Here is a 23,388-nt window from a genome sequence, read left to right as displayed (position 1 = left end):
GCACCTGGTCAAGGAGACAGACCCCATGGCAACCGTGGTCACACTTCCCCGCCTCAGCGACACGATGGAAGAGGGCGTGATCGCCAAGTGGCGGATCAAGGTCGGCGACAAGGTCAAGCGCGGCCAGGTCATCGCCGACATCGAGACCGACAAGGCGACGATGGAGTTCGAGTCCTTCGACGCCGGCACCGTCCTCAAGCTGGTCACCCCCGAGGGCGAGGCGCTGCCCGTCGGCGCTCCGATCGCCGTGTTCGGCCAGCCCGGCGAGAACCCCGACGCCGCCGGCGCCCCGGCGCCGAAGGCCGAGCAGCCCGAGCAGGCCGACAAGCCCGAGAAGGCCGCGGAGCCGGCCAAGGCGGCCGCCAAGCCGGTCGAGCCGCGGCCGCAGCCCGAGAGCCAGGACGAGGTGAAGGCCGCCGAGGTGTCGGCCGCCGCCGAGGCACCTGCCCCGAAGGCCACGTCGACCGGTCCCGAGGGACAGGTCGATCGCGGCCGGATCCCCGCCTCGCCGGTCGCCCGCCGGCTGGCCCGCGAGCACGACCTCGAGCTGGCCCAGATCCAGGGCTCGGGCCCGCACGGCCGGGTCGTCAAGGCTGACGTCGAGCAGGCGATCGCCAAGGGCCCGACGGCCCGTCCGGCGGCCGCCGCGGCGACCGGTCCTTCGGAACATGTCCCGGCGGCCAGCCTGCCGCCCGGCAGCCACGCCGCCGAGGTCGACGAGTACGGCCGGCCGTACATCAGCCGGCCCGACCGCACGGTCAAGCTGTCGCAGATGCGCAAGACGATCGCCAAGCGCATGGGCCAGGCGAAGCGGGAGATCCCGCATATCTACCTGACGATGCCGATCGTCATGGACAAGGCGGTCGCGCTGCGAGCCGAGTTCAACCTCTCGGTCGACGGCACCAAGGCGAGCCTCAACGACCTCGTGATCCTCGCGGCCGCCCGCGCGCTGCGCAAGCACCCGCGGGTCAACGCCTACTACACCGACAACGGCATCGTCGAGCGCGGCGACGTCCACGTCGGTGTGGCGGTCGCGCTCGACGACGGCCTCATCGTCCCGCCGGTCCGCTTCGCCGACCAGAAGACGCTCAAGCAGATCTCGATCGACGTCCGCGACCTCGGCACGCGCGCCAAGGAGAAGACGCTCAAGCCGGAGGAGCTGACCGGCAGCACCTTCACGGTGTCGAACCTCGGCATGTTCGGCATCGAGGAGTTCTGCGCGATCGTCAACCCCGGCGAGGCCGCGATCCTGGCCGTCGGCGCGGTCCAGGACGAGGCCGTGGTCGAGGACGGCAAGATCGTCGCCCGCAAGCGCATGCGCGTGACCCTGTGCAGCGACCACCGCGTGTTCGACGGCGCGGAGTCGGCCAAGTACCTGCAGACCCTGCGCAAGCTGCTCGAGAGCCCGCTCGCGCTGCTGACCTGAAGGACAGGTCGCCGTGGACCCGCACCGCCGCGCCCGCGTGACCCGCAGCGAGGCGGGCGAGTCCCGCTGGGAGGTCGCCACCCGCGAGCTCCCTGCCGGCCTGCGGGCCCACGTGCGCGGCCTGCTCGGCTACAGCGAGGCGTCGGCGCTGCCGTGCCTGCGGCGCGAGTTCCCGCTGCCGCAGGTGGTCGTCATCATCGAGTTCGGCCCGCCGATCCGCGTCCACGACGACGCCGGGGTCGCCTCGCGCTACGCCGGCGGGTTCGTGGCCGGCGTCCACGACTGCTGGACGGAGACCGGCCACGACGGCTCGCAGCGCGGGATCCAGCTCAACCTGACCCCGATCGGCGCGCGCCTGGTGTTCGGCGTGGCCCTGTCCGAGCTGGCCGGGCGCGTCGTCCACCTCGACGACCTGCTGCCGCGCGCGCACCGGGGCCTGGCCGCGCGGCTCGCCGAGCTGGCCGACTGGGATGACCGTTTCGACATGGTCGAAAGTTTCATCGCCACGCGCGTCGCCGAGGCTCGCGTCGAGGTCGCCACCGTCGCCTGGGCCTGCCGCAGGATCGAGGCCTGCGCCGGCGCGGTCGACATCGGCGGCCTGGCCGGCGAGCTCGGCTACAGCGGCAAGCACCTGATCGCGCTGTTCCGCGATCGCGTCGGCGTGCCGCCGAAATTGCTCGCGCGGCTGGTCCGCTTCGACCACCTGGTGCGCCGCCTGAAGTCGGGCCCGTCGGCCACCTGGGCCGAGCTCGCGGCCGAATTCGGGTTCGCCGATCAGGCCCACCTGACCCGCGAGATCCGCGGCTTCACCGGCATCACCCCGACGGGTGCTCGGGCGCTCATCGGCGACCTCGCGTTCGCCTGAGCCCGCTGCCCCGCAGGTAAAATTTGTTCAAGACCGGCCCGGGAGCGGGCGATTAGGTTGGGCGGGCAAGGAGCAGCCATGACTACCCAGCCCAGCCCGATTCCCCCCGGCCCGCGCGTGATCCCCTGCCTCGTCGTCCGTGATGGCGCCGCCGCGCTCGATTTCTACGCGCGAGCCTTCGGGGCCGAGGAGATCTTGCGCTTGCACGAACCCGACGGCCGGCTCGCCCACGCCGAGTTGTCGCTGTTCGGCGGCCAAATCTACCTGTCCAGCGAGTACCCGTCGCTCGGCTTCCTCGGGCCCACCCCGGAACGCATCTCCCACACTCTCACCGTGCACGTCGAAGACGTCGACGCTGTCGCCGCCCGGGCCGTCGCCGCCGGGGCCCGGCTCGAGCGGCCGATCGAAGTCGAGTTCTATGGCGCCCGGTCCGCCCGCCTGACCGACCCGTTCGGGCACCGGTGGAACATCCAGACCCAGGTCGAAGAAGTGTCGGCGGCGGAGCTGCAGCGGCGGATGGACGCCCTGTGCGCCCGGTCCACCTGACCGCCGGCGCGCCGGCGCGCGCTCGCGGGAGATTGTCGCCAGGCCCCGCCTCCGGCATCCTCATTGGACCTTGGCACTGTCCGACGCGCCGACGAACGAACTCAGTGAATTGCACGCGCTGGTCGAAGGGGCGCTGCGCGCCGCGCAGGCCCACCCGACCGCCGAGACGACGCGAAAGGAGCGTCACAAGGCGCGCTCGCGCCACTTCGTGCTCGCCCTCGCCGACGCGTTGCGCGAGCACGAGGGCGGCGACGTCGACGCCCTGAGCCGCTACCACGACAACGTCCGCCCGCGCCTCGGCACCGGCGAGCTGCTGCACGACATCACCATCAGCCGCAGCCTGCAGCTCGGCGAGCACTGGTACATCACCGAGGTGCTGTGGCAGGTCGAGTCGGAGCTCTCGCTCGACCGGACCGACGCGGTGCAAGACTTCAACAAGCTCGTGCTCGGGTCGGCGCACCACAAGCTGTTCGTCGCCTCGATGGTCCCCGAGCCCGACAGCTTGCTGCGGACCCTCGAGCCTGCGGCCGCGCGCTGCACCGGCCGCGTGTTCATGGCCCTCATCCCGCACCCCGACCACTGGGACGGCGACACCGCCGGCGGCGTGCGAACCTGGCAGTTCCGCCGCTGAGCTGCGGCCCGTCGCGCTCGTGAGCTGCGGCCCGTGAGCTGCGACTCGCGAGCGCTCGTCGCTCGCTCGTGTGCGAGGACGCGTCGCCCCGATCGCCCCACTCGCGCGGCGACCGGGGCGTTCGACCTCCCGCTCGCCGTCACGCTCGCCGCGTCGCTCGTCGGCGACGAATCGCCCCACGGCGCGAGGGAGCGGCGAAACCCTGGCCGTGGCACGAGCGACGGCGCCGCCGCTCGTGCCCGCGCGAACGACCGCGCCGCAAAGTGCCACTGGCGAATCGACGTTCGCGTCCGGCCGCGCGCGTCGGCACCGGCGCCCGCGTCGATCGCCGCATAAATCGCCGCCGCCGCCTATCCGCAAAGGTCGAACGCGGCGCCCGGGGCGCTGAGAGAGCCCCTGCTGGCGTCCCGATCGCGGCCTCGTTACTGTGGTGGCATACCCCATGGGCGATGTGATCAATCTGAATCGTTATCGCAAGGCCAAGGCCCGCGCCGAGAAGGAGCAGAAGGCCGAGGCCAATCGGGTCCGTCACGCACGGACCCGCACCGAGAAGCAGGCGGTGCAACGCGAGCTCGACCGCCAGTCCACCGAGCTCGACGGCAAGCGCCTCGACGCCGCCGACGAGGGGCCGAAGGGCCCCTGACCGTTTGGACATGTCTAAAAGGCCAGTATCCCCCGCGCCCGGGACGTGACCGCCCGGGCCGCGCGGCCGACCTCCACCGCCGCGCATGGCCTTGAAGACATGACCTGAAAGCCAGTATTTTCACCCGGCCCGGCGCCCGGCCTCCCCGCGGACGTCCGCGCTCGTTGACCACCGGCGGGCCGCGTGGGATGGTGCGGCCGTGTCCGCGTGGCTCCGCTGGCTCGCAGTGCTGCTGCTCGTGCTGCTGGCGCTGGCGGCCGCGGGGTGGTTCGCAGCGGGGCCGTGGCTGGCCCCGCCGATCGCCGCGCCCGAGCACATCGCCGGGACGTGGGCGCAGGTCGAGTCGTGGGCGGCCGAGACCCGCCACCCGGACGCGCCGATCGACCGGCTCCACGCCGCGCTCGACCACCTGAAGCGCGCCGGCAGGAGCGAGGAGACGTGGGAGCCGTCGCGGCCGCCCGAGCCGGTCAGCGACCCGGCCGAGCAGCAGGCCCTCGCCGCTCTGGTCGAGTGGTCCGAGCACGGCGGCCTCGGCAGCGAGCTCTGCATCGTCGACCCCGCGGACCTCTCGGCCGGCCCGGCGCGCGTGGTCGAGATGCTCCGCCTGGCCCGCCTCGCCCTGGCACACGCGCGCGACGACACCGACCCCGCGTTCGCGGCGGCGCTGCGCCTCGGCGCCTACCTGCGCGGCCGCGGCCCGCTGATCGCTGGCGCCGTCGGCTTCGCCGTCGCCGGCGACGCGCTGCAGGTCGCCGAGGCCCGCAACCTGCCCGCGGGCCCGGCCTTCAAGGCCTTCGCCCCGCGCCGCGAGGAGGTCCTGCCGATCCTCGCGCGCGAGGCGGTGTGCTCGCTGCGGCTGGCCGAGGCCGCGTTCCGCAGCGGCGCCGGCCAGCCCGCGGACATGGTCGAGCCCGGCGTGATCGCCCGCTGGTCGGCCACGTGGATCGGCCCCGAGCGCGAGCTGGCGATGGCCCGCTGGTACCTCGGCGAGCGCGTCGCCGCGGCCGCGGCCGCCGGCGACGACCTCACCGCAGTCGCCGCCACGCAGGTCGTCCCCGACGAGCCCGACGCCCTGCCGGCCAGCCTGCTGGTGCGCTCCCTGGCGGCCAGCGGCGCCTCGGTGGTGACCGACATGCAGGCCACCCTCACCGCCTACGCGGCCCGCCTCGGCCCGCCGCCGTAGCTGTCCCATTGGGCATGTCCGAACGGACATCTTCGATCCCGCAGGCTCGCCGCCCCGCGCCAGACCTTCAGGCCATGTCCGTGGAGTCATGGGTCTGACGGCGAGTCGCGGGCCGCGCCGAGTTCATGCGCTTCTGAACATGTCCCCAGAGACATCGAGCCTCGGCTCGCCGGGCGTCCGCTCGCGGCTTCGGGCGCGACCCTTCAGCCGCGCGGCCGGACGGCGACGAACAGCGGCCCGAGCTCGGTCTCACGCACCTGCGCCTTGAAACCTGTCTCTTCGAGCATGTCGAGCCACTCGCCGCGGGCGAACAGCCCGTAGGTGTGGCGCTCGTGCTCGCAGACCACCTCGTCGCCGTCGCGCAGCAGCAGGGCGAAGTCGACGGTGTAGGTCGAGTCGTCGGGGTCCGGGTCGAAGGTCCACTCGAGGTACCGCAGGCCGCGCTCGCCGTCGTCGTCGCCGCCGTGGGCGGTGCCCGGGGTGAAGGTCTCGCGGGTGCAGTCGGGCGCGAACACGGCCACCCCGCCGGGGCGCAGGTGGGCCAGGGCGGTGCGCATGACCGCGCGGAGGGCCTCGGCGCTGGTCATGTACATCACCGCGTCGTGGACCAGCACCGCGTCGAAGCTGCGGCCGAGCCGGAGCGTGCGCATGTCGCCGACCAGGTGCTCGCACTCGGGGTTGATCGTGCGGGACAGGGCCAGCATCGACGGCGACAGGTCGACCAGGGTCGCCGCGACGTCGCGCTTGTAGTGCGAGGCCATGTTGCCGCCGCCGGCGCCGAGCTCGAGCAGGGTCGCCAGCGGCCCCGAGCCGGCCTCGCGGATGATGCGGACCAGCTCGGCGGCCTCGTCGACGTAGTCGGCCGGGGCCGTCAGCAGGTGGAACCACGCGGCGCGCCGCGTGTAGAGCGGGGGCAGCTCGTCGTCGTCGTCCATCGGCACGGCGATCCCGAGCTTAGGCCCCCGCGCCTCAGCCCGCCATCTTGCGCAGCACCGTGTGGAGGATGCCGCCGTTGCGGTAGTACTCGACCTCGACCGGCGTATCGAGCCGGGCGATCGCGGCGAACTCGCGCACCACTGCCCCCGAAGCGGCGTTCCGGGCGGTCACCCGCACTTCTTGCAGCGGCCGCACGTCGTCGTCGACCGCGACGTCGAACACCTCGTCGCCGCGCAGGCCGAGCGACGTCCGCGACTCACCGGCCTTGAACTGCAGCGGCAGCACGCCCATCCCGACCAGGTTCGAGCGGTGGATGCGCTCGAAGCTCTCGGCGATCACCGCCTTCACCCCGAGCAGGAACGTGCCCTTGGCCGCCCAGTCGCGCGAGCTGCCCATGCCGTAGTCCTTGCCCGCGAGCACCACCAGCGGCACCCCGGCCTCCTGGTAGTGCACGGCCGCGTCGTAGATGAACTTCACCTGGTTGTCGAGGAAGTCGACGGTGTAGCCGCCCTCCTTGCCGCCCGGCACCTGCAGCTCGACCAGGGCGTTGCGGATCCGCGTGTTGGCGAAGGTGCCGCGGGTCATCACCCGGTCGTTGCCGCGGCGCGCCCCGTACTGGTTGAACATCTCCGGCGTCACGCCGCGCGAGATCAGGAACTTGCCGGCCGGCGAGTCGCGCTTGATCGAGCCCGCGGGCGAGATGTGGTCGGTGGTCACCGAGTCGCCCATGGCCGCGAGCACGCGGGCGCCCTGGATCGGGCGGATCGGCCGCACCTCGGGGGTGAGCTCGGCGAAGAACGGCGGGTTCTGGATGTACGTGCTGTCCTCGTCCCACGCGTACAGCTGGCTCTGCACCTCGGCGATCGCCTGCCACTCCTCCGCGCCCTTGAACACGTCGGAGTACTGGACGATGAACTGCTCGCGGGTGACGCACTCGTCGATGAGCGCCTGCACCTCGGCCTGGCTCGGCCAGATGTCGCGCAGGAACACCTCCTTGCCGTCCTTGTCGGTCGCGATCGGGTCCTTCTGCAGGTCGATGTCGACGGTGCCGGCGATCGCGTAGGCGACCACCAGCGGCGGCGAGGCGAGGTAGTTGGCCTTGACGTCGGGGTTGATGCGGCCCTCGAAGTTGCGGTTGCCCGACAGCACCGACGTCGCCACCAGGTCGCCCTGCTGGATGGCCTGCGAGATCGGCTCCGGCAGCGGGCCCGAGTTGCCGATGCAGGTGGTGCAGCCGTAGCCGACCAGGTTGAAGCCGATCGCGTCGAGGTCCTTCGTCAGGTCGGCGGCGCGGAAGTACTCGGTCACCACCTTCGAGCCCGGCGCCAGCGAGGTCTTGACCCACGGCTTGCGCGTGAGCCCGCGGGCGGCCGCCTTGCGGGCGACCAGGCCGGCCGCGATCATGACCTCGGGGTTCGAGGTGTTGGTGCAGCTGGTGATCGCCGCGACCACCACCGAGCCGTCCTTGACCTCGAACTTCTGCCCGTCGAGCTCGACCGCCTGCGCCGGGGCGTTCTCGGGGCGGGCGAAGGTCTTGCCGTGCAGGTCGGAGCGCCACTGCTTCTGCATCGCGCCGAGGGCGATGCGGTCCTGCGGGCGCTTGGGCCCGGCCAGCGACGGCTCGACGGTGCCGAGGTCGAGCTCGAGCACCTCGGTGTAGCGGACCTCGCGGCTGTCGTCGCGCCACAGGCCCTGCAGCTTCGAGTACTCCTCGACCAGCTGGAGCAGCCCGGCGTCGCGGCCCGACAGGCGCAGGTACGTGATCGTGTGCTCGTCGACCGGGAAGAAGCCGATCGTCGCGCCGTACTCCGGCGCCATGTTGGCGATCGTCGCGCGCGTCGACACCGGCATGTGCGACAGGCCGGGCCCGAAGAACTCGACGAACTTGCCGACCACGCCGCGCTTGCGCAGGAGCTCGGTGACGCGCAGCACCAGGTCGGTCGCGGTGCAGCCCTCGGCCAGCTTGCCCGACAGGCGCACGCCGACGACCTCGGGGATGAGCATGTAGATCGGCTGGCCGAGCATGACCGCCTCGGCCTCGATGCCGCCGACGCCCCAGCCGACGATCCCGAGCCCGTTGATCATCGTCGTGTGGCTGTCGGTGCCGACCAGCGAGTCGGGGTAGATCGCGCCGGCCTGCTCGCCCGCGCCGTCCCACACCACGGTCGCCAGATACTCGAGGTTGACCTGGTGGACGATGCCGGTCGCCGGCGGGACCACGCGGAAGTTGTTGAACGCGCGCTGGCCCCACTTCAGGAACTGGTAGCGCTCGAGGTTGCGCTCGAACTCCAGCTTGCTGTTGATCCGCAGCGCCTGCGGCGAGCCGAACGCGTCGACCTGGACCGAGTGGTCGATCACCAGGTCGCACGGCACCAGCGGGTTGACCTTCTCCGCGCTGCCCACGTTGCCCGTCAGCTTGACGATCGCCTCGCGCATCGCCGCCAGGTCGACCACCGCCGGCACGCCCGTGAAGTCCTGCAGGACCACGCGGCCCGGCATGAACGGGATCTCGACCTCGCCGACGTTCTTCGGGTCGTAGCCCGCCAGCGCCTTGACGTGGTCCTGGGTGACGATGAAGTCGTCGACGTTGCGCAGGCACGCCTCGAGCAGGACCTTGATGCAGTAGGGCAGCGTGTCGACCGGGCCGAGCCCCTTCAGCCGGTCGAGCCGGTAGACGGCGCGCGGGCCCATCGGCGTGGTCATCGTGTCCTTGGCGTGGAAGGGGTCGCGCTTGCGGGTCGAGGCAGTCATGAGCGGGCGGAAGATATCAAATCGTCGCGTGGCATCTGTCGCGCGAAGGCGCGCGCTGGCTCACTTGTCTTCCCTTCCCCCCACGAACGCCGCTCGCTCGCCCTGCCCGCGTACTGCCTTCGCGGCCCGCGCCGGCAGGCACTGGTCACGGCGGGCCGCCGGCTGCCCGCTCACGGGCGTGATAGCGTCGCCGCGATGCACACATTCGACCTCCCTGCCGGCGCGGACAGGGCCGAGATCTACACCGAGCTGCTGGCGACTGCGCAGGCGCTCGTCGAGGGCGAGCCGGACCTCGTGGCCAACCTGGCCAACCTCGCCGCCTGCCTCAAGCAGCTGCCGGGCGTGTCGTGGGCGGGCTTCTACCGGCAGGTCGGCGACGACCTGGTCCTCGGGCCATTTCAGGGCAAGCTCGCGTGCACGCGGATCGGCCGCGGCAAGGGCGTGTGCGGCACCGCGGCGGCCCGCCGCGAGGCGCTCGTGGTCGCCGACGTCGAAGCCTTCCCCGGCCACATCGCCTGCGACGCCGACTCGCGCAGCGAGGTCGTGGTCCCGATCGTCCGCGGCGAGCATGTCCTCGGCGTCATCGACCTCGACAGCGACCGCCTCGGCAACTTCGACGACCGCGACGCCGAGCACCTGACGCGCCTCGCCGCGCTGGTCGCCGGGCTCGCCTGGCCGGCTTGACCGTCTCCGCCCCGCACGCGACCCTGGAGGTCCTGTTCGCATGATCATCGTCACGGGCACCAAGCGCTCCGGCACCTCGATGTGGATGCAGATCCTGATCGGCGCCGGCTTTACGTACATCGGCGAGCAGTTCAGCGGCCGCTGGGAGCAGACTATCAAGGCCGCCAACCCCGACGGCTTCTACGAGTCGCACCTGCGCCGCGGCATCTACTACAAGACCAACCCGCACCCGAAGACGGGCGCCTACCTGTTCCCCGAGCAGGTGCAGCACCACGCGGTCAAGGTGTTCATCCCCGGCCTCGTCCGCAGCGACCGCGCCTTCATCACCAAGGTCATCGCCACCGTCCGCGAGTGGCGCGAGTACGAGTCGTCGATCCGCCGGCTGTACGCGATGGAGGACGACAACCGCCGCAAGGAGGGCAAGGACGACCTGGTCCCGCTGCGCATGCCCGGCTCGCTCGAGTGGTGGGCCGAGAACTTCGCCCTGGTCCGCGACATCGCCATCCGCCGCTACCCGGTCCACGTGCAGTCGTACGAGGGTCTCCTGGCCGACCCGCAGCGGGTCGTGCGCGACGTCCTCAAGTGGATCGGCAAGGGCGACCCCGAGGCCGCGCTGGCCGCCGTCAAGCCCGAGCACCGCACCCAGCACCGCCCGCCGTCCGACAGCGTCGAGCCCGAGGTCGCCGAGGTGTTCGACGAGTTCTACGCGGCCCTGCACGCCGGCAAGGGCCTGACCGCGCCGATGCTCGAGAAGCTGAACAAGACCAACGAGCTGGTGGCGCCGCGGATCGCCCAGTGGCAGCGCAAGCTCGGCGACGACGCCCGCCGCCGCCGCGCGATCAAGGCCGAGGCCCGGGGCCAGACGCCCGAGAGCTGAGGCCGCCCGCTCGACGACCGCCCGCGCCCGTGCGACCCTCGCCCGCGCTTGACCGCGGTCGTCGTCGCCGTCTTCGCCCTCACCTACGTCCTGATCGCGGCCCGGCGCCTGCGCGTGCTCCCGATCGGTCGGCCCGCGGGCGCGCTGCTGGGCGCCTTCCTCATGGTGGCGGTCGGCGCGTTGCGGCCGGCCGACAGCTACGCCGCGATCGACGGCGACACCATCCTCCTGCTGTTCGCGATGATGGCGCTGGTCGCCTACGTCGAGCGGGCCGGCTTCTTCGAGTGGGCGGCCGCCCGCGCGATCGCCCGCGCGCGCACCCCCGTCGGCCTGCTCGTCGCCGTCGCCGCGCTCGCCGGGGCCATGAGCGCCCTGTTCGTCAACGACGCGGTGTGCGTGTTCTTGACCCCGCTCGTCGTCGTGGCTTGCCAAAAGGCCAGGTTGCCCCTCGGCCCCTATCTCATCGCCACCGCCACCAGCGCCAACCTCGGCAGCGCCGCCACCCTCGTCGGCAACCCGCAGAACATGATCGTCGGCGGGCTCAGCGGCCTGTCCTTCGCCACCTTCTCGGCCCTGGCCGCGCCGGTGGCCGCCCTGGCGCTCGTCATCAACATCGGCCTGCTCCTGCTCTACTACCGCCGCGACCTCGGCAGCGGCCCGCTCGCACCTGTCCCTTCGAGCAGCTTCGATCGCGGCCGCCTCCGGCGCCTGGTCGTCGTCGTCGTCGGCGTCCTCGTCGCCTTCTTCGCCGGCGCTCACCTCGGCTACGCCGCGCTCGGCGGCGTCGTCGCCCTGATCCTCAGCGAGCGCGAGGACCCGCAGGCGATCTTCGCCCGCGTCGACTGGACCTTGCTGGTGTTCTTCGCCGGGCTGTTCGTGGTCGTCGCCGGGCTCGAGACCACCGGCCTCGTCGACGCCGCCTGGGTCACGCTCGGGCCCCGGCTCGGCCACGACAACCTCGCCGGCGTCTCGGCGCTGTCGTTCCTCTACCTGCTCGGCTCCAACCTCGTCTCCAACGTGCCGATGGTCCTGCTGGCCGCGCCGCACGTGGCCGTCGACGGCTCGACCTTCGCCTGGGTGTTGCTCGGCTTCGTCACCACGGTCGCCGGCAACCTCACCCTGATCGGCTCGGTCGCCAACATCATCGTCGCCGAGAAGGCCGCCGGCGCCCACGAGCTCGGCTTCTTCGAGTACCTGCGCTTCGGCCTGGTCTCGACCCTCGTGGTCCTGGCCGTGTGCGTGCCGGCGCTGGTCGGGCTGGCGCGCGCGCTCGGGATCTGAACTTCGGGCCAGCTCGCGCGAGTGGGGCGGCGCCGCGTCGGTCCGCGATCTCGCCGCAGAACGCAGTGAAGCGGGACCGTCCGCGTAGGCGCCCGCCGCTGACCGGCGTCCATCGCCCGCTCCGGCTTCATGCACGGCGAATTCGGCCGCCCGTGGGCGCCCGCCCGGGCGCCCATCGCATTTCTCCGCCGTGCAGCGGGCATTCGCCCGTGATTGCGCCCGAGCGGCGAACCGACGACCCTTGGCACGGACTTTACCCCCTCGCACTCAGGAGACCCATGCTCGTCGCAGCAGACTTACTCCCCGACGTCTCGGCCATCGTCCAGCAGTACGTGATCCCGTTCGCGTGGAAGGCGGTCGGCGCGATCGTCCTCTGGATCGTCGGCGGGATCTTGATCTCCGGCGCGGGCCGGATCGTGCGCGGCGCCATGACCGCCCGCGGCATCGATCCGACGTTCAGCCACTACGTCAACTCCGCCCTCAGCGTCCTGCTGAAGATCGTCCTGCTGGTCGCGATCCTCGGCATCTTCGGCGTCGAGTCGACCTCCTTCGCCGCCGTGCTCGCGGCCGCCGGCGTCGCCATCGGCATGGCGTGGTCGGGCCTCCTGGCCAACTTCGCCGCCGGCATCTTCCTCGTCGTCCTGCGCCCGTTCCGGGTCGGCGACGCCATCACCGGCGGCGGCGTGACCGGCGACGTCCGCGAGATCGGCCTGTTTGCCACCACCATCGACACCGGCGACAACGTCCGCGTCTTCATCGGCAACAACAAGCTGTTCTCCGACAACATCATCAACTACTCGGCCAACCCGTCGCGTCGCGTCGACCTGCGGGCGCAGCTGGCCCACGGCGTCGACCCCCACCAGGTCATCGCCGCCCTGGCCGCGCGGCTGCCCCAGATCCCCAACGTCGTCCAGACCCCGGGCCCGCAGGTCGGCATCTTCGAATACAACGCCGCCGGCACCCTCCTCTACGTCCGGCCGTTCTGCAACAACCTCAACTTCGGCCAGGTGGTGGACGACACCCAGCGGGTCATCGGCGAGGTCACCGGCGGCCTGCCCGTCCCGGCCCCGCACCACGTCGAACACCGCACCTGAGCCCGCGCCACGGCCGGGACCGCAGCGCCGACGGGCCCCGCCCGCCGGCGCCTTTTTATTTTAATTGGAGTCTCTTCGGCCGCGTCCGCGAGCACCGCGGAGCCGAGCGACCTGTCCCTTCAGCCATGCCCCGACGCGCGCTCGCGTCCTCGAACGACCTGTCTCTCCAGACATGTCCTCAAGCGCTGGCCGACGGCCGCGCCCCGAGCTCGAGCGTGCGCGCCAGCTCGGGCCGGCGGACCTTCCAGATCCACCCGTCGTACAAGAAGTGCAGCCACGACGTCGCCGTGTAGTAGACCAGGTAGACGTCGGTGCGGCGCTGCTCGTGGATCAGCCAGAACACCAGCAGGAGCCCGCCGGCGAGCGCGGGGACGGCCACGCGGGCGTCGCCGAGGACGGCCGCAGCGGCCCCGCGGCGCTCGCCGCGGGCGTACTTCTTCGTCCCGTAGTGGTGGACGAACGCCATGTACTCGACCGCGTGAGCTGTCCCGAAGCACAGGTAGCCGACCACCGGCCCGTGGACCAGGAACACCGCGAACAGCAGCAGGGTCGAGCCCATCATCGCCAGCCGCGGCGCACGTTGCCCGGGCGTCGCCGGGGCGCGCAGCTCGTGTCGCAGCCAGCGCAGCAGCACCCACGCGAACGCGCCGGTCACCGCGAACAGCAGCGCCCACGCCCACCACGCCTCGGCCAGCGGCGCCAGCACGCGCCCGACCTTGCGCGCATTCACGTGGCCAGCCAAGAGCTGCGGCCGCAGCAGCGGCAGGGCGACCGCCACGCTCGCGGTCGCCAGCCAGATCAGCGCCCGATCGCGCCGCGCCTGCTCGGGCCGCTCGGTGCCCCCGCCGAGCTTGCCGGCGTAGATCCGCAGCATCCCGTAGCGCTGCTGCAGCGTGTGCCAGATGTTCCACGCCCCGGTCACGAACAGCGCGATCTGCCACGGCGACAGCTTGATCCCCGCCACCGTCGCCGGGGCCAGCGCCGACGTCGCCTTCGCCAGGGCCACGATCGCCACGATCAGCGTCGGCGCCAGCCAGTAGGCGCGGGCCCGCTGCGAGAACACCTCGCGGTCGCCGTACACGACCACGAAGGTGTAGTGGCGATGCACGTAGCTGATCGCCAGCGCCGCCAGGACCGCCAGCGCAGTCGCCTCCTCGAGCGCGCCCTTCGCCAGCGGTGCGCCGCCGAACGCCTCCGCCCCGAGGCCGAGGCCGAGGACCAGCCACAGGTAGAACGGCAGCCAGCCGAACGCCAGCGCCGCCAGGTCCCACGCGGGGCCGATCATCCACGTCGCGCGGCCAGGCGGCACGCAGCGACCATATCAGCGCGCGCGCGGCCGCGGCAAGCCGGCGCGCCTGGGTCCACGGCGTGCGCTCGGCCGCGCGGCGCTGGTCGCTCAGCGGTACGACAGCTTCGTATAAAAATCGCCGCGGCCCTCGGGGGTGAGGTCGAACATCGCGAAGATCGGGCTGAGGCAGTCGAGCCCGCGGTGGTCCTGCCCCGGGTCGCCGTCGGTGTGGGCCATCTCGGTGCCCCAGAAGTGGCGGACCTCGCCGCCCTCGCGGCGGAACACGTTGAGCATCGTCGTGTCGCCGCCCTCGCTGCCCTTGCCGTGGTAGTCGCGGTTGTAGTGGTTGCCGGCCGTCGACAGCAGGCGGAGGTGCCGCCAGCCGCGCTCCTTTGCGAACGCCGCCAGCCGCGCCGCCGGCGACTCGGCCACCACCACCAGCGCCAGCCGCTGGCGGATGTTGGGCTCGGCCGCGTCGAGCCCGTCGAGCAGCGGCGTGCACATGCTGCACGGCCGCTCGCGCTCCGGCCCGAACATGTAGCTGTAGATCGCCAGGGTGTCCTGGCCGGGCGCGAACAGCTGCGACAGCCGCAGCTTCGTCGCCGCCCCGTCGACCCCCGCCTCGAACACGTAGTCCTCGGGCACCTGGCCGCCCGGCGGCAGCGCCCGCCGCTCGCGCGCCACGGCCTCGACGAGCCGCCGCAGCTCGATCTCCCGCGCCAGCAGCCGCTCGCGCGCCGCCCTGTACTCCGTCGATTCGTTGGGGAAGGTCAGGCCCATGCCGGCAACCTAGCACGCGGCGGAGCGCGCGCAAAAGCCCGCTCGCTGCATGATCATCGCGTAAGCCCGCTTACACTGGTTGCATATTCTTAAGGACATGTCTATTAGAACATGTTTAGATGGACAGTCCATTCATGTGTCTTTCGAGACATGTCGCATGGGACACCACGAGGTCCTCCGCCCGCGCATCACGCGCGATGCGCGACCTCGCGCCGCAGAAAATAATTCTCGCCGCGTGTCACGACCGGGGGAGCTCGCTCGACAAGCCTACGAAGGAAGCGAACACCATGAGCGACAGCCATCCCGTCCGTCTCGACCAGCAGCTCTCCGACGTCATCAAGGCGGCGGTCGAGCTGCACCGCGTGCTCGACACCCACGGCCTCGATCGTACCATCCACCACCTCGTGATCACCCGCGCCTCGCAGATCAACAACTGCGTCAACTGCCTCAAGATGCACCTCCGCGAGGCCCGCGAGCACGGCGAGACCCAGGACCGGCTCGACCGCCTGATCGTCTGGGATCACGTCAGCGACTTCACCGAGCGCGAGAAGGCCGCGCTGGCGTGGGCCGAGGCGCTCACCGTCCTCGACCGCAAGGCCGACTACGGGCCGCTGCGGGCCCGCCTGCGCCAGCACTTCAGCGACGAGCAGATCGCCGCGCTGACTGCGACCATCGGCATGATCAACTTCTGGAACCGCCTCCAGGTCTCGACCCACTGACATGACGCACCTCGACGACGACGACCAGGTGTTCTCGCAGGCCCGGCCGATGCTGCTGGGCCTCGCCTACCGGCTCCTCGGCTCGCGCGCCGACGCCGAGGACGCCGTCCAGGACACCTGGCTCAAGTGGCGGGCCGCCGTCCCGGGCACCATCGAGAACCCCGGCGGGTGGCTGACCACGGTGTGCACGCGGCGCTGCGTCGACATGATGCGCTCGGCCCACAAGTCGCGCGTCGAGTACGTCGGCAACTGGCTGCCCGAGCCGCTGCCGACGCTCACCGGCGACGCCGGCGACGTCTCGCTGGCCGCCTCGCTGACCACCGCCTTCTTGCTGGTGCTCGAGCGCCTGACGCCGAAGGAGCGCGCGGCCTACCTGCTGCACGAGGTGTTCGACGTCTCGTACGCCGAGACCGCGCGCACTCTCGGCATGGACGAGACAAACTGCCGCAAGCTGGTCTCGCGCGCCCGCAACCACGTCGAGCAGGCCAAGGTCCGCCACGTCACCCCGCGCGAGCGGCAGGAAGAGCTGCTCGCCGCCTTCGAGGCGGCGCTCGTCGGCGGTCACACCGACCGGCTCGCCGCGCTGCTCGCCAGCGACGTCGAGCTGCGGGTCGACAGCGGCGGCAAGGTCCCGGCCCTGCGCGAGACCCTGCGCGGCAAGGAGGCCGTCCTCGCGTTCTTGCAGGACACCCTGCGCCGCTTCTGGGTCACCTTCGTGCGCGACGCCTCCGACCTCAACGGCGCGCGCGGCCTGGTCGTCCGCGCCCAGGACGGCAGCACGATCGCCGCCCTCTCGTTCGCCTACGACGAGCACGGCGCCGCGACCGGCATCTACATCATGCGCAACCCCGACAAGCTGGTCGGCCTCGCGTGAGCGACGCCGTGCTCTGCGCCGTGTCCCCCGTGGCGGGCCCGGCCGCTCGGAGGCCGCCGGTTCGCGCGCTCTCGCCGGGTCCGGCGGCCGCTCCGGCCCGCCGCGCTAGACTCCTCTCGCGCCCGCCTGCGGCGCGGACGGACTCATGGGCAAGAAGCGAAAGCTCCGCAAGCACCTGCACAAGCGCGAGGTCGACGACGCCCCGGCCCTGGTCATCTGCGTCGGCAAGTCGTGCGCCCCGCGCGAGGTCTCGCGCCAGCTCGTCGAGCAGACCCGCGCCTACGCGGCCGCCAGCGGGGCCCCGGTGCGCGTCGCAGTGGTCGGCTGCCTGCACGTGTGCAAGAAGGGCCCGATCGCCGCGACCTGGCCCGACATCGAATTTCATAAACGCGTCGACTTCGCCCGCGCCTGCCGCCTGGTCGACGAGCTCGCCGCGGAGGCTCGGGACATGGCAGAGAAGACATGTCCCTCCGAGCATGCCCCGTGAGCCAGCTGCCTGGACGCGCGCGCGCTCCGAGCGAGTTGACGCTGGAGAACGGGCCGCGGTGATCTGGCCGGACCGCTCCGTGCGCGCCCTCGACGAGCTCGCCGCAGAGACTCGTGACAATTCTTTTTTTTAGAAAACATGTCCTTCGAGCATTCCCCAGGGGTCGGCGCTCCTGCTGTCCCTTGGGACATCCGCGCTGCAGTTCCCCTGTCCGCCGGCGCGGACGCGCAGCTCGACTCGCGTCGCAGCGGGCCGGAACGCGACCTGCTCGAAGATGCAGGCCAGAGATGTCGCGTCCTCGCGGGAGCGCAGGTGGGTTCTGCGCACGTGAGACGGAGCTCCGCGGCCGGCCCTGGGCGGGTCCGCAGTGATCGGGGGCGCGGGCCGTGCGGCGTCCGGTCGCGGACGATTGAGCCGGTGGCGCTCGAGCGGTAAGGTGACCGCTGACGTGGCGGGGCAGGCAGGGATGCGAGAGAGGGCGTGGCCGCGCGTGATCGTGGCGGGCCTCCTCGCGCTCGCGGCCGCGTGCAACGCAGGCGCGCCGACGCCCGGGCCGGCGACCACCGACGCGAGCACGTCGAAGGCCGAGCCCTCCACCGGCGAGCCGATCGACACGACCGGACCCACCACCGGCGAGCCGCTGCCGCCGGTGACCGCGTGCGCGGAGGCGACGAGCCTCGCCGCGTCGCCGCGCACGATCGGCGAGGCCGTCGCGTTCATCAACGAGCTGCCGCAGCCGCTCACCCTCGACTGCTTCCTCGAGCGGCTCGAGCGGCCGCTGGCGATCGCCGCGACCAGGAGCGTGATCAGCCTGCAGCCGGCCGTGGGCGAGAGCAGCCCGCGGCTGTTCCTGTTCATGGGCGAGCTCGTCATGTCCGTCGCGGTCGACGGTCACGGCTTCGACCTCCTCGAGTTCGGCGAGCTCGTCGGACCCACGCGGTCGATCAAGGCCGAGATCGCGTTCCCCCTCGCGGCGCCGATCGCCCCCGACGCCCCGTTCTCCCGCATCTTCGACGGCGTGGACGGCACTGGCTGCGGCGTGTGCCACGGCGGTGAGGCGCCCGCGCCCGCGTACCCGCAGGCCTTCGTCTCCGACGCCCTGCGCTTCCCCGACTTCGAGGCGGTCAAGTTCACCGACCTGCGCGGCGAGTACGAGCGCTGCGATCCCGCCGCCCAGCCCGAGCGCTGCGCCCGACTCACGGCGCTGTTCGGCCACGGCGCCGTCGAGCCGGCCGCGTTCCCCGAGACCATGCCGACGATCTACGACTACGAGTGAACGCCGCGCGGGCCGACGGATCGCCGAGCTCGTCCGTTGCGCTGGACATGTTGTTCCTGGACGTGTCGTCGCGAGTGCGGCTCCGGCATCCGCGGCCAGCGAGCTCGTTGTCCCCTCGCAGTCGCACCCGCCGGCGGCCTCGGACGTCGCCCCGCACTCTCGTGGACCGGCCCGCTCACTCGCTGCTGATGTCCCACAGCGCGTCGAGGTAGGCGACGCGCAGGCCGTCGGTCGCGACGAGCACGAGGGTGCGGCCCCAGCTGCCGTAGCCGTCGGCGTCGTAGCAGCTCCACGCGTGCCCGCGCGCGAAGCGGTCGTCGCCCTCGCCTTCCTGGCCGCGCAGGCCGAAGCAGCGGGTGTCGGCGCCGAAGATGCGCACGAACGCGGCGGCCGCGTCGAGCCTGCCGGCGAGGAGGTGGCCCGCGAGGGCGCGCGCCTGTTCGCGGTCGAGCGCCTCGAAGCTGATCGGCTCGGCGTTCACGGGCCCGACCGCCGCGAGCACCGCGTCGCGGCGCGCGGGCTCGGCGAGCCAGCCGTCGTCGGCGACCACGCCGAACACGCGATCAACGAGGTCGTCCCGGGCCAGGGCATCGTCTGTCTCGAGGGACATGTACGGATAGACGCCCGGCGGCGCGCTGCGGCGGCCGCACTGCGCCTCGTCGATCACGAAGGGGCAGCCCCGCCGCAGCGCCTCGACGCAGGCGTCGACGGTGAGCGGCGCGTCGAGGGCCGGCAGGGCCCGGGCCACCGCCGGCAGGAGGCCCGGCGGTTCGGGCTCGGGCGGCTCGACGATCGCGCCGTCGCGGCCGAGCCACGGATACGCGGCGCGGACGTGGCGCAGCCCGGCGAGCAGCATGCCGACGAGGTCGACGACGTCGACCTCCGCATCCTCGCACAGCGTGTCCGGGGCGACCCCGTGGGCCCGGAGGAAGCGCTCGACGTGGCAGCGCAGCGCGGCGACGGCGACCGCAGGAACGCGGGGAGGCACTGCGACCTCTCTATCACGCATCTCGCCCTGTGACAGTGGCGAGCGGAGGCGCTCGCCGCCGAGCCGAGCGGACGTGCCCGGCTCGTAGCCCGCGAGCCGCGGCGAGCCGCGCGGCCCACATGCTCCCAAGGACATGTCCCAAACACCAGCTATTCCGTGCGTGGAGACATGTCCCAGGAATCTACCGCGTAGGCCGGCGAGAAGCCGGTGCCGTGACCGTGTCGGGTGCACAGCCAGGGACCGACCGGCGCGAGCCGGTCGGCAAGTGTCGGCGAGCGCCGCGCCTCAGGCCGCCGCGGTCGGCTCGGGGCCGACGAGCGAGAAGATCGCGCCCCAGGGGTCGGAGACCACGGCGATGCGGCCGTGCGGCGAATCGAACGGCCCGTGCAGGATCTTGCCGCCGAGCTCGGTCAGGCGGGCGGCGCTGGTGTCGGTGTCGGCCACGCGGAAGTAGACCATCCAGTGGGGCGGGATGTCGCCCCACTCGGCGGTCATCTGCATGCGGCCGCCGACGGCCTTGCCCTCGAGGTTGTAGACCACGTAGTCGAACTTCTCGCCGTCGCCCATCTGCTGCTGCTCGTAGCCGAACAGCCCGCGGTAGAACGCGTCGGCCTTGGTGCCCTCGCGCGAGTTGACCTCGTGCCAGCACATCGCCCCGGGCTCGTCGAACGCCTGCGCGCCGGTGTGCGACGCCGGCTCCCACAGGCCGAACGCCGCGCCGGCCGAGTCGAACGCGAACGCCATGCGGCCCTGGCCGGGGATCTCCATCGGCGGCACCAGCACCTTGCCGCCGCCGTCCTCGATCCGGCGCACCGTCGCGTCGGCGTCGGACGTCTTGAGGTACACGCTCCACACCGTCGGCATGTCCTGCTGGCCGGGCATCTTCGGCGCCATGCCGACCACGCTGCGGCCGCCGAGCCGGGCGGTCGTGTAGTGGCCGAACTCGGCCACCGGCTCGTCGAAGGCCCAGCCGAACAGCCCGCTGTAGAAGCGCCTGGCGCCGTCGAAGTCCGTGGCATTGAGATCGGCCCAGCAGGGGGCCCCGTCGGGGTATCCGGTTCGCTGTGTCATGTTCGTGCTCCGTGCGCGAGTTCGCTCCTGCCTACCCCCTCGGCACCAGCCAGTCAACCCCTCTCGCGTCCCCGCTCGCTGCAACCACATCCTTGCTACACGCGGGTGACAGGCTGTCCTCAAGAACATGTTCTAGCCAGCGAGCTCGAGCGTCGAGGTAGGACGACGGGGATGGCGTCGGCCAGGCGCTGCCTCAGGACACCGTTCCATCGCCATCTTCGCCCGGCCCACGCCCCGCCTCGCAGGCGCGAGAGCCACGATAGCGCGCCCGTCGGCCAGCGCGATCGCCTGTCCTTTCAGACATCCACCGCCGACGGGCCCGGCTCGCGTGAGCCGAAGCATGTCTCAAGAGACATGTTCATCACGCCGCCCGCGCCGCCGGCGGCAGCAGCCCCGGCACGATCAGCGCGGCGTCGCCGAACTCGTGGCCCAGGTAGCCGGCCGCGACCGCGTGCTCGAACCCGGCCCGCAGCTCGGCCTCGCCGGCGAACGCCTGCAGCAGCTCGAAGTGGCTCTCGCCCGGGCCGTGCATGCCGGTGACGATGCCGTCGACCACGCGCGGGACGAAACCTGGCCCGAGGACCAGGTCGGTCTCCCCGGCCCCGGCCTGCAGCTCGCCGAAGCGGCGCGCGTCGCCCTCGAGCGCGCGCACCACAGTGGTGCCGACGGCGATCACCCGCCCGCCGCGGGCGCGGGCGCGGGCGATCGCCGCCACCGTGGCCGCCGGCACCTCGAAGCGCTCGGGCAGGGGCAGCGCCGCGTCGAGCTCCGGGTCGCCGGTCGACGACAGGCCGGCCGCGTGGGTGACCGCCGCGATCTCGACGCCCGCGCGGCGCAGCGCCAGCAGCGTGTCCCAGTCGAGCGGCCGCCCCGCCGACGGCATCTCGGCCGCCCACGGCCGCCCCGCGAACACCGTCTGCACCGACCACAGCGCCAGCGGCTCGCGCACGTAGGCGTACTGGACCGGCCGGCCCAGGCGGTACAGGGCGCCCCACAGCGCCGCGCCCTCGCGGTCGAAGCGGAGCTCGCACAGGCGCGGCGACACCGGCGACACCGCCACCACCTCGGCCGTCAGCGCCTCGCCGAACCGCAGCCGATCGCCGACCTGCAGCCGCGGCGGCGGCGGTCGCCGCTCGGTCGGCGTGCGCCAGTCGCCGGCGCCGAGCAGGGCGACCCGCCAGGTCGCCTCGCCGACCCCGGTCAGCCGCACCTCGACGTCTTCGGACATGTCCTCTGAGACATGCTCTTTCAGCCATACGCTGGCCCGCAGCGACGCCGGCAGGGTCGCCGCGTCGTTGACGATCAGCAGGTCGCCGGAGCCGAGCCAGCGCGGCAGGTCGCGCACGCGGGCGTCGGCGCGGGCGCCCGAGCGCGGGTCGAGCAGGAGCAGCCGGGCGTCGGCCCGGTCGTCGCGGGGAGCGGTCGCGGGGTTCATCGCCGGCCCTCCTTCCACGCCTCGGCGCGCACGCGGTCGCCGGAGCGTGCGGCGGGGTCGAGCACCATCGCCGCGATCGCCCGCGCCACGTCGGCGGGATCGGCCAGGCTGGCGCGGTCGGCCTCGGGGATCGCGTCGGCGTGCATCTGCGTGTCCATCTCGCCGGGGTCGACCGCCAGCACGCGCACGCCGGTGCCCTCGAGCTCCGCGGCCCAGGTCCGGCTCAGGTGGTCGAGCGCCGCCTTCGAGGCCCCGTAGGCGCCCCAGCGCGGGTACGCCTCGACGGCCGCGTCCGAGGAGACGTGCACGATCGTCCCGCGCCCGCGCAGCGCCATCGCCCCGGCAATCACCTTGCTCAGGCGGAACGGCCCGAGCAGGTTGACCTGCAGCGCGCGCTCGAAGTCCTCGCACTCGGTGTCGAGCAGCAGCCGCAGCGGCGTCGGCCCGAGGGTGCTGGCGTTGTGGATCAGCAGATCGACGGGGCCCAGCAGCGCCGCCGCCTGGTGCGCGATCGGGTGGATCGCCTGCTTGTCGCCGACGTCGCCGACGATCGCCTCGGCGACGAGGCCCTCCGCGCGCAGCGAGGCCACCGCGGCCGCCAGCGCCGCCGCCTCGCGGGCGACCAGCGCCACCCGGGCCCCCCGCCGGCCGAGCTCGCGCGCCAGCGCCAGGCCGAGGCCGCGGCTCGCCCCGGTGACGAGCGCGGCGGTGTCTGCAAAGTCGAGATTCGTGGTCATGAGAACAGCTCCTTTGGGTCTGTCCCCAGGCTGGAGCCGCCCGGACCGTTTACCAACCGCGGCGCTATTTCCTTGTCACGAGGCTATTGCGCCGACCGGGCCGCCCGGCCAAAGTCGCCGCATGGACGACGAGACCGTCCCCGCGCACCTCGGCAACAACGTCCGCCAGCTCCGCGAGGCCCGCGGCCTGACGCAGCAGCAGATCGCCAAGGTCGCCGGCGTCCCGCGGCCGACCTGGGCCAACCTCGAGAGCGGCGCCGCCAACCCCACCCTCGCCGTCCTCATCAAGGTCGCGGCCGCGCTGCAGGTCTCGCTCGAGGAGCTGATCAGCCCGCCGCGCACGACCTCGAAGTTCTACGCCGCCGCGACCCTGCCGACCCGCCAGCGCGGCAAGGTCCGGGTGCGACGTCTGCTCCCGGAGCCGATCGTCGGCCTCGAGATCGAGCGCATGGAAGTGCCCGCGGGCGCGAGCATGTCGGGCATCCCGCACACCCCCGGCACACGCGAGTACCTGACCTGCGAGCGCGGCGAGATCGAGCTCAGCGAGTCCGGACGGATCTGGAAGCTCGGCCCCGGCGACGTCGTCGTCTTCCGCGGCGACCAGCCCCACGGCTATCGCAATCCCGGCGGCGCCGCCGCCATCGCCTACAGCGTCATCACCCTCGCGCCGCCGGCCGGCTGATGCGGACGCGGCGCGCGCCTCGCAGCCTGTCCCTTGGGGCATGTCCTCGGCGCCAGACACTTCGTTGCGCGCACATGTACGCCGCGCGGCTCGCCCGCCTTCGCGGATGCGTGCTCTCACCCCCACGAAGTGGA

At 72.4% G+C, this 23,388-nt stretch carries 23 protein-coding genes; 15 read left to right on the top strand and 8 right to left on the bottom strand.

Translation table 11 applies throughout. The annotated features are described in order from the left end of the window. Positions 1-34: 34 nt before the first annotated feature. The 6 genes from O0S08_RS12975 (at position 35) to O0S08_RS12950 (ending at position 5,294) form a co-directional block, all read left to right on the top strand. Positions 35-1,426, top strand: a complete 1,392-nt coding sequence (locus O0S08_RS12975; protein WP_276082596.1) for a dihydrolipoamide acetyltransferase family protein — start codon at positions 35-37, stop codon at positions 1,424-1,426. A 13-nt stretch (positions 1,427-1,439) separates the two neighbouring features. Further along, a complete protein-coding gene (locus O0S08_RS12970) occupies positions 1,440-2,291 on the top strand; it encodes an AraC family transcriptional regulator (protein ID WP_269039417.1) in 852 nt (283 codons plus the stop codon). Between the two features lie 78 nt (positions 2,292-2,369). Then, positions 2,370-2,837, top strand: coding sequence for a VOC family protein (locus tag O0S08_RS12965; protein ID WP_269039416.1), 468 nt, complete (start codon positions 2,370-2,372; stop codon positions 2,835-2,837). A gap of 70 nt (positions 2,838-2,907) precedes the next feature. Then, the gene (locus O0S08_RS12960; protein WP_269039415.1) at positions 2,908-3,468 is read left to right on the top strand and encodes a hypothetical protein; all 561 of its coding nucleotides are present in this window, start codon (positions 2,908-2,910) and stop codon (positions 3,466-3,468) included. Between the two features lie 442 nt (positions 3,469-3,910). Then, positions 3,911-4,111: a DUF4169 family protein gene (locus tag O0S08_RS12955; protein WP_371879535.1), complete on the top strand. Its 201-nt coding sequence runs from the start codon at positions 3,911-3,913 to the stop codon at positions 4,109-4,111. A 199-nt stretch (positions 4,112-4,310) separates the two neighbouring features. After that, complete coding sequence (locus O0S08_RS12950; protein WP_269039413.1) at positions 4,311-5,294, top strand: hypothetical protein; 984 nt, start codon at positions 4,311-4,313, stop codon at positions 5,292-5,294. 203 nt (positions 5,295-5,497) lie between these two features. On the opposite strand, the gene O0S08_RS12945 is transcribed toward O0S08_RS12950, so the two are convergent. After that, positions 5,498-6,229 (bottom strand): class I SAM-dependent methyltransferase, encoded by a 732-nt coding sequence (locus O0S08_RS12945; protein ID WP_269041957.1) that lies wholly within the window; start codon positions 6,227-6,229, stop codon positions 5,498-5,500. A 34-nt stretch (positions 6,230-6,263) separates the two neighbouring features. Further along, a complete protein-coding gene (acnA, locus tag O0S08_RS12940) occupies positions 6,264-8,981 on the bottom strand; it encodes an aconitate hydratase AcnA (protein ID WP_269039412.1) in 2,718 nt (905 codons plus the stop codon). A 195-nt stretch (positions 8,982-9,176) separates the two neighbouring features. Here acnA and msrC point away from each other — a divergent pair, with 195 nt between their 5' ends. The 4 genes from msrC to O0S08_RS12920 all read left to right on the top strand — a co-directional run bounded on the left by msrC (position 9,177) and on the right by O0S08_RS12920 (position 12,917). After that, complete coding sequence (msrC, locus tag O0S08_RS12935) at positions 9,177-9,665, top strand: free L-methionine (R)-S-oxide reductase MsrC (RefSeq protein ID WP_269039411.1); 489 nt, start codon at positions 9,177-9,179, stop codon at positions 9,663-9,665. Between the two features lie 40 nt (positions 9,666-9,705). Continuing rightward, positions 9,706-10,542, top strand: a complete 837-nt coding sequence (locus O0S08_RS12930) for a sulfotransferase family protein (protein ID WP_269039410.1) — start codon at positions 9,706-9,708, stop codon at positions 10,540-10,542. Between the two features lie 48 nt (positions 10,543-10,590). Then, positions 10,591-11,823 carry an SLC13 family permease gene (locus tag O0S08_RS12925; protein WP_269039409.1) on the top strand — a complete coding sequence of 411 codons (1,233 nt, stop codon included), beginning with the start codon at positions 10,591-10,593 and terminating at the stop codon, positions 11,821-11,823. A 278-nt stretch (positions 11,824-12,101) separates the two neighbouring features. Beyond that, positions 12,102-12,917 (top strand): mechanosensitive ion channel family protein, encoded by an 816-nt coding sequence (locus O0S08_RS12920; RefSeq protein ID WP_269039408.1) that lies wholly within the window; start codon positions 12,102-12,104, stop codon positions 12,915-12,917. Between the two features lie 178 nt (positions 12,918-13,095). Here the strand turns inward: O0S08_RS12920 and O0S08_RS12915 are convergent, their stop codons facing one another. Beyond that, positions 13,096-14,226: a hypothetical protein gene (locus tag O0S08_RS12915; RefSeq protein WP_269039407.1), complete on the bottom strand. Its 1,131-nt coding sequence runs from the start codon at positions 14,224-14,226 to the stop codon at positions 13,096-13,098. Between the two features lie 87 nt (positions 14,227-14,313). Beyond that, positions 14,314-14,985: a DUF899 family protein gene (locus O0S08_RS12910; RefSeq protein WP_269039406.1), complete on the bottom strand. Its 672-nt coding sequence runs from the start codon at positions 14,983-14,985 to the stop codon at positions 14,314-14,316. A 287-nt stretch (positions 14,986-15,272) separates the two neighbouring features. Here O0S08_RS12910 and O0S08_RS12905 point away from each other — a divergent pair, with 287 nt between their 5' ends. The 4 genes from O0S08_RS12905 to O0S08_RS12890 all read left to right on the top strand — a co-directional run bounded on the left by O0S08_RS12905 (position 15,273) and on the right by O0S08_RS12890 (position 18,341). Then, on the top strand, positions 15,273-15,704 hold the full coding sequence (locus tag O0S08_RS12905; protein WP_269039405.1) for a carboxymuconolactone decarboxylase family protein: 432 nt from the start codon (positions 15,273-15,275) through the stop codon (positions 15,702-15,704). 1 nt (position 15,705) lies between these two features. After that, complete coding sequence (gene sigJ, locus O0S08_RS12900) at positions 15,706-16,578, top strand: RNA polymerase sigma factor SigJ (RefSeq protein ID WP_269039404.1); 873 nt, start codon at positions 15,706-15,708, stop codon at positions 16,576-16,578. Between the two features lie 145 nt (positions 16,579-16,723). After that, complete coding sequence (locus O0S08_RS12895; protein ID WP_269039403.1) at positions 16,724-17,065, top strand: hypothetical protein; 342 nt, start codon at positions 16,724-16,726, stop codon at positions 17,063-17,065. A gap of 496 nt (positions 17,066-17,561) precedes the next feature. After that, complete coding sequence (locus O0S08_RS12890; protein ID WP_269039402.1) at positions 17,562-18,341, top strand: hypothetical protein; 780 nt, start codon at positions 17,562-17,564, stop codon at positions 18,339-18,341. Between the two features lie 175 nt (positions 18,342-18,516). Here the strand turns inward: O0S08_RS12890 and O0S08_RS12885 are convergent, their stop codons facing one another. The 4 genes from O0S08_RS12885 to O0S08_RS12870 form a co-directional block, all read right to left on the bottom strand. Next, positions 18,517-19,329, bottom strand: coding sequence for a hypothetical protein (locus O0S08_RS12885; protein ID WP_269039401.1), 813 nt, complete (start codon positions 19,327-19,329; stop codon positions 18,517-18,519). 285 nt (positions 19,330-19,614) lie between these two features. Continuing rightward, positions 19,615-20,400 (bottom strand): VOC family protein, encoded by a 786-nt coding sequence (locus O0S08_RS12880; protein ID WP_269039400.1) that lies wholly within the window; start codon positions 20,398-20,400, stop codon positions 19,615-19,617. A 361-nt stretch (positions 20,401-20,761) separates the two neighbouring features. Further along, positions 20,762-21,835 carry an S-adenosylmethionine:tRNA ribosyltransferase-isomerase gene (locus O0S08_RS12875; RefSeq protein ID WP_269039399.1) on the bottom strand — a complete coding sequence of 358 codons (1,074 nt, stop codon included), beginning with the start codon at positions 21,833-21,835 and terminating at the stop codon, positions 20,762-20,764. Beyond that, positions 21,832-22,572: an SDR family oxidoreductase gene (locus O0S08_RS12870; protein ID WP_269039398.1), complete on the bottom strand. Its 741-nt coding sequence runs from the start codon at positions 22,570-22,572 to the stop codon at positions 21,832-21,834. The genes O0S08_RS12875 and O0S08_RS12870 overlap by 4 nt, the downstream gene beginning before the upstream one ends. A gap of 121 nt (positions 22,573-22,693) precedes the next feature. Between O0S08_RS12870 and O0S08_RS12865 the strand changes: the two genes are divergently transcribed. Next, on the top strand, positions 22,694-23,254 hold the full coding sequence (locus O0S08_RS12865) for a helix-turn-helix domain-containing protein (protein WP_269039397.1): 561 nt from the start codon (positions 22,694-22,696) through the stop codon (positions 23,252-23,254). The last annotated feature ends 134 nt before the right edge of the window (positions 23,255-23,388 follow it).

This window comes from Nannocystis punicea, from assembly GCF_026965555.1.
GTDB lineage: Bacteria > Myxococcota_A > Polyangia > Nannocystales > Nannocystaceae > Nannocystis > Nannocystis punicea.
This window is presented reverse-complemented; position numbering and strand designations above follow the sequence as displayed.